Source organism: bacterium, from assembly GCA_036524115.1.
In the GTDB taxonomy this organism is placed as follows: domain Bacteria; phylum JAUVQV01; class JAUVQV01; order JAUVQV01; family DATDCY01; genus DATDCY01.
Genome location: DATDCY010000164.1, coordinates 1 through 5,375 on the forward strand (window position 1 = coordinate 1; position 5,375 = coordinate 5,375).

6 protein-coding genes are annotated in these 5,375 nt (G+C 73.5%); 1 reads left to right on the forward strand and 5 read right to left on the reverse strand.

Going from position 1 to position 5,375, the window contains the following annotated elements; all coding sequences use genetic code 11:
• The 3 genes from VI078_08000 to VI078_08010 form a co-directional block, all read right to left on the reverse strand.
• Positions 1-299: biotin/lipoyl-binding protein (locus VI078_08000; GenBank protein ID HEY5999229.1), on the reverse strand; the 299-nt coding region annotated here is incomplete at its 3' end.
• A gap of 14 nt (positions 300-313) precedes the next feature.
• Positions 314-2,677 (reverse strand): FtsX-like permease family protein, encoded by a 2,364-nt coding sequence (locus tag VI078_08005; GenBank protein HEY5999230.1) that lies wholly within the window; start codon positions 2,675-2,677, stop codon positions 314-316.
• Positions 2,674-3,333 carry an ABC transporter ATP-binding protein gene (locus VI078_08010; GenBank protein HEY5999231.1) on the reverse strand — a complete coding sequence of 220 codons (660 nt, stop codon included), beginning with the start codon at positions 3,331-3,333 and terminating at the stop codon, positions 2,674-2,676. Before VI078_08010 ends, VI078_08005 begins: the two co-directional genes overlap by 4 nt.
• A 185-nt stretch (positions 3,334-3,518) precedes the next feature.
• On the opposite strand from VI078_08010, the gene VI078_08015 reads away from it, so the two are divergent.
• Entirely contained in the window at positions 3,519-3,884 is a 366-nt protein-coding gene (locus VI078_08015) for a nitrous oxide-stimulated promoter family protein (protein HEY5999232.1), read from the forward strand.
• A gap of 19 nt (positions 3,885-3,903) precedes the next feature.
• Here VI078_08015 and VI078_08020 read toward each other — a convergent pair whose 3' ends face one another.
• Together VI078_08020 and VI078_08025 are read right to left on the reverse strand one after the other, a co-directional pair.
• The gene (locus VI078_08020) at positions 3,904-4,245 is read right to left on the reverse strand and encodes a cupin domain-containing protein (GenBank protein HEY5999233.1); all 342 of its coding nucleotides are present in this window, start codon (positions 4,243-4,245) and stop codon (positions 3,904-3,906) included.
• Positions 4,246-4,256: 11 nt separating this feature from the next.
• A partial coding sequence (locus VI078_08025; GenBank protein ID HEY5999234.1) for an AMP-binding protein occupies positions 4,257-5,375 on the reverse strand: 1,119 nt, incomplete at its 5' end.

The window sequence follows — 5,375 nt, forward strand, 5'->3', positions numbered from 1 at the left end:
GCCTCGCGCTCGCGCGGATCCAGGGCAGTCAGCCGCAGCACCGCCAGCGGCTGCCCGCGCCTCACGGGGTCGCCCGCGCGCAGCGTCACGCGCTCGAGGTGCCCCGCGGTCGGCGCGGCCACGGTGTAACGGTCGCGCGCCCGCGTCCGGCCCTCCTCCTCGATGCCCGCCGCCAGCGGCCCCACCGAGACGGGGGCCGTTTCGACGGCGGCGGGGCGCGGCAGGAAGGCGTAGACGGAGGCGCCCACGAGCGCGACGACGCACGCGCCGAGGAGCAGCCGCCGGCCGGTCGTCTTCATCGCGCGCTCCTTTCTCACTCCCGCGTCTTCAACACCGCCACCAGGTCGAGCTTCCTGATGCGGCCGGCGACCATGATACCCGAGACGAGCGCGGCGGCCAGCGTCACGAGGAACGCGAAGGCGAAAGTCCCGCGCGAGAAGACCAGCGGCAGCCGGTAGAGGTCCGAGGCCACCATGCGTGCGAGCAGCGCCGCCGCCCCGGCGCCGAGCCCGAAGCCCACGGGAATCGCCGCCAGCGTCAGCAGCGCGTGCTCGCCGAGCAGGATCAGCGCGATCTCGCGCCGCGTGAAGCCGAGCACGCGCAGCGAGGCCAGCTCGTGCCCGCGCTCCGAGAGCGAGATGCGCGCGCCGTTGTAGACGATCCCCAGCGCGATGATGCAGGCGAAGGCGACGAGCACCCCGGTCGTCGCGCGCATCGACTGCGCGATCGTCTGCAGGAAGCTCGCGAGCATGGCCTCGCGCACCGCGACCCCCGCCACGGCCGGCGTGCGCTTGAGCTCCGCCGTCAGCGCGGACAGCCGCACCGCGTCGGCCGCGAGGAAGGCCCCGGAGACCGCCGGCCCCTCGCCGAGGAGGCGGTTGAGCGCGCGCAGGTCCATCGTCGCCGTCAGCCCGAAGAGGTCGTCCACTGTCGCGGCCACAAGCGTCTCGCGCACCACGCGCCGCCCCTCGAGGATCTCGACGGTGACCGCGTCCCCGACGGCGAGCCCGAGCAGCCGCGCCAGGGCGTCGGTGAGCACGACCCCCTCGGGCGGGACCTCGACGCGCGCGAGCTGCCGCGTGACCACGCGGCGCAGCTCCCCCGCGGGCTCGACCCCCATCAGCTCGATCCGGCGCGAGCGGTGACCGGCGACGAGCCGGGCGGACACCGCGCGGAACGGCTCCGCCGCCAGCACCCCCGGGAGATGGCGCAGGTCGTCGAGCGCCGACGCCGCGCGCGCCTCGCGCAGGATCACCGTCACGTCCTCGCGCTGCGCCTCGCGAAACTGGATGCGCACCATCCAGTCGATGCAGTCGCCGAAATAGCGCGTCAGCACGAGCATCCCGACCGCCAGCGCGATGCCGGCGGTCGAGAGCAGCGCCTTGGCGCGCCGCCGGGCGAGGTTGCGCACGATCATCCGCGCGGGCGGCGAGAGCAGGCCCGCGACGCCGGAGCGCTCGAAGAGCCCGCGCTTGAACGACGGGGGAGGCTCGGGACGCATCGCCTCGGCCGGAGGCAGGCGCACCGCGCGGCGCACCGCCGACAGCGCGCCGAGGGTCGCCGCGGCCGCGCTGATCGCGGCGGCCAGGCCGACGAGCCCCGGCGAGACCGCGAAGAGCAGACCGGGAAAGTGGAAGAAGCGCGCGTAGAGGTCCGCGAGGTAGGCGGCGAACCACGCCCCGAGCAGGGTCCCGGGCACGGCCCCGGCGAGCACCGCGGCCAGGGCGATCCCGAGGTAGTGCGCGCCGACGGCGGCGTTGGAGTAGCCGAAGGCCTTGAGGACGGCGATCTGGTCGCGCTGCGAGCCCACCAGCCGCGAGAGCACGACGTGGACGAGGAACGCCGCCACGGCCAGGAAGATCGAGGGGAGGTAGAGGCCCGTCACGCGGTCCTGCGCGATCTCGTCCGAGAGGAAGCGGTTGGAAAGCTGCAGGTCGCGCCCGTACGCGCCGAGGCCGCCGTAGCGACCGAGCAGCGCGTCGACGCCCGCGAGGACCGGCGCCTCCGGCGCGCCCGGGGCCAACGCGAGCGAGACGTCGTTGAACGCCCCCTCCAGGTCGAAGAGCGCGGCCAGTGCCTCCCGGCCCACCCAGAGAACGCCGAAGCGCCGGTTGTCGGGGAAGATCTCGAGGCCGCGGATCTCGTAGACGTACTCCGGCGAGAGCGCCACGCCGACCACGGTCAGCTCCTGCCAGCGGCCGTTGACCACCGCGCCGAGGCGCGCGCCGATCTGCAGGCCGTTGGCGTCCGCGAAGCCCTCGCTGACGATGGCCTCCCCCGGCGCGCCCGGCTCGATCCAGCGCCCGCGGCGCAGGTGCAGGTCGTTGAGGATCGGCACGCGCCGCTCCGGGACGGAGACGAGCCTCCCGGTGGCCGGCTCGGGCAGCCCGGGGACGTCCAGGGTGACCTCGGCGACGACGCGCGTCTCGACCGCGGCGACGCCCGGGAGCGCGCGCAGGCGCGCCGCGAGCGCCTCGGGGGCGCGCTTGGCGTGGGCGAAGACGTCCGCGAAGCGGTAGCGCCGGTAGTAGTCGGCCTGCCCCTCGACGAGCGAGACGTAGGCCGAGCGCATCGTCACGAAGGCGGCGATCCCGCACATCGCGACGGCGGCGACGGCCACGAGCTGGCCGCGCAGGTGCCAGAGGTCTCTGGTCAGCTTCCGGTTGAGCGCCTTCACCAGGACAGCTCCGCCGGCGACACGCGCCGCTCGTTCGTTCGGATCTCCGCGATCTCGCCGCTGGAGATCCGGATCACGCGCTCGGCCATCGCGGCGATCGCGGCGTTGTGCGTGATCACGACCGTGAGGGCGCCCAGCTCGCGGTTGACGCGCTCGAGCACCTCGAGCACCAGCTTCCCCGTCGGGTAGTCGAGCGCGCCGGTCGGCTCGTCGCACAGCAGCACGTCCGGGCGCTTGGCCACGGCGCGGGCGATCGCCACGCGCTTCTGCTCGCCGCCGGAGAGCTGGGCCGGGAAGTGGTCGAGGCGCTCGCCGAGGCCGACGAGCCGCAGCGCCTCGGCGGCATCGAGCGGCTCTTTCGCGATCTCGGTGACGAGCGCGACGTTCTCCAGCGCGGTGAGGCTCGGGATGAGGTTGTAGAACTGGAAGACGTAGCCGACGTGCTCGCGGCGAAAGCGCGTCAGCTCGGCGTCGCCGGCCTTCGTCAGCAGGTGGTCGCGGTAGAAGACCTCGCCCTCGCTCGGCACGTCGAGCCCGCCGAGGATGTTCAGCAGCGTCGACTTGCCGCTGCCCGAGGGGCCCAGGAGCACGACGAACTCGCCGGCGAAGAGATCGACGTCGACGCCCCGCAGGGCGTGCACCTCGACGTCGCCCATCCGGTAGACCTTGGAGATGCGGTGGACGTGGAAGACCGCCTCGCGGGCGCGATTCCCTTCGGTCTGGGCCACCGCACACCTCCGCGCCGGTGCAGACGCCTTTGATTTCAAGGTACGCCGCGGGCGCGGGCTGTCAAGCGACGGTCACCTCGCCCCCGTGTGCGCTTTTCGGGCATACTCGCCCCATGACCGACCGGCCCGCGATCCCCGCCATCTCGCGGCGCCCCCGCATGCAGCGCGAGGCGAAGACCGTCGCCGCGATGGCCGACCTCTCCTGCACCGAGCTGCACGGCACGCCCCGGGGCGAGCTGTGCGAGGCGTGCGCGGGGCTGCTGGACTACGCCCTGCTGCGGCTGGCGAAGTGCCCCTTCCAGGAGGGGAAGACGACCTGCGGCAACTGCCGCGTCCACTGCTACAAGCCGGACATGCGCGAGCGCGCCCGCGAGATGATGCGCACCGCGGGGCCGCGCATGCCGCTGCGCCACCCGCTCATGACGCTCTGGCACTTCCTGGACGGCCTGAGGAAGGAGCCGGTCAAGAAGAAGCGTTAGGAGAGGGGGACTGGACGCACTAAGAAGACGGCGGCAGGTGCACCGCCAGCCAGACGCAGGGCGGGTCCGCGCTCGTGGCCTCGACGCGGTGCCGCGCGCGGGCGGGGATCGCCACCCAGTCGCCCGCCGCCAGCTCGACGCGCTCGCCACCTTCGAAGAGCAGCGTCGCGCGCCCCGTGAGCAGCGCCACCCACTCCTCGCCGGCCTGGTCGAACCACTCCCCCGGCGGCGTCGTCTGCCCCGTGGAGACGATGCGCTCGACGCGTGCGCCGTCCCGCGCGAGCAGCTCGTCGAAGCGCTCGCGGCCGCCGGGCGCCGTCGCGTCGTCGAAGAGATTGCCGCGCCTGCCCGGCCCCGCCATCGCGCCCGCCCCTACTTCCCGCGGTCGTGCTCGCGGATCTCGACCCGGCGGATCTTGCCGCTGATCGTCTTGGGCAGCTCCGCGACGAACTCGACGACCCGCGGGTACTTGTACGGCGCGGTGACGCGCTTCACGTGGTCCTGCAGCTCCTTCGCCAGTTCGGGCGAGCCGGTGCGGCCCTTCGCGAGCACGATCGTCGCCTTGACGACCTGCCCGCGGTCGGCGTCGGGGACGGCCGTCACCGCGCACTCGAGGACCGCCGGGTGCTCGAGCAGCGCGCTCTCGACCTCGAAGGGACCGATGCGGTAGCCGGAGGACTTGATGACGTCGTCGGCGCGCCCGATGAACCAGAGGTAGCCGTCCTCGTCGCGCCAGGCCATGTCGCCGGTGAAGTAGACGCCGTCGTGCCAGACCCGGCGGGTGAGCGCCTCGTCGCCGTGGTAGCCGAGGAACATCCCCACGGGACGCCCGGCGGCGGTGCGCACGACGATCTGCCCCTCCTCGCCGACCTCGACGGGCCGGCCGTCTTCGCCGACGAGCTCCACGCCCCAGCCCGGCGAGGGCAGGCCCATCGACCCCGGCTTCGGCTCGAGCCAGGGCCAGGTGGCGGCGAGCACGACCGTCTCGGTCTGCCCGTAGCCTTCCATGAGCCGCAGGCCCGTGGCCGCCAGCCACTGCTGGTAGACCTCCGGGTTGAGCGGTTCGCCGGCGACGGTGCACCAGCGCAGCGCCGAGAAGTCGTACGCCTTGAGGTCCTCCTTGATCAGGTAGCGGAAGACCGTCGGCGGCGCGCAGAACGAGGTCACCTTGTGGCGCGCCAGCACGGTGAGCAGGTCCCTCGCCACGAAGGCGTCCATGTCGTAGACGAAGACCGCCGCGCCGCAGAGCCACTGGCCGTAGATCTTCCCCCAGGCGGCTTTCGCCCAGCCGGTGTCGGCGACGGTCAGGTGCACCCCACCCGGGGAGAGGTTGTGCCAGAAACGCGCGGTGACCAGGTGGCCGAGCGGGTACGTGTGGTCGTGGAGCACCATCTTCGGCAGACCGGTGGTGCCGGAGGTGAAGTAGATCAGCAGCGGGTCGGCGCCCCCCGCCGCCGCGGCCCCCGCGGGCCGCGCGAACGCCGCCGGCGC

Coding starts and splice junctions, on each gene's coding strand:
- VI078_08010 (HEY5999231.1), bottom strand. CDS start 3,333: ATGGGCGACGTCGAGGTGCACGCCCTGCGGGGCGTCGACGTCGATCTC.
- VI078_08015 (HEY5999232.1), top strand. CDS start 3,519: ATGACCGACCGGCCCGCGATCCCCGCCATCTCGCGGCGCCCCCGCATG.
- VI078_08020 (HEY5999233.1), bottom strand. CDS start 4,245: ATGGCGGGGCCGGGCAGGCGCGGCAATCTCTTCGACGACGCGACGGCG.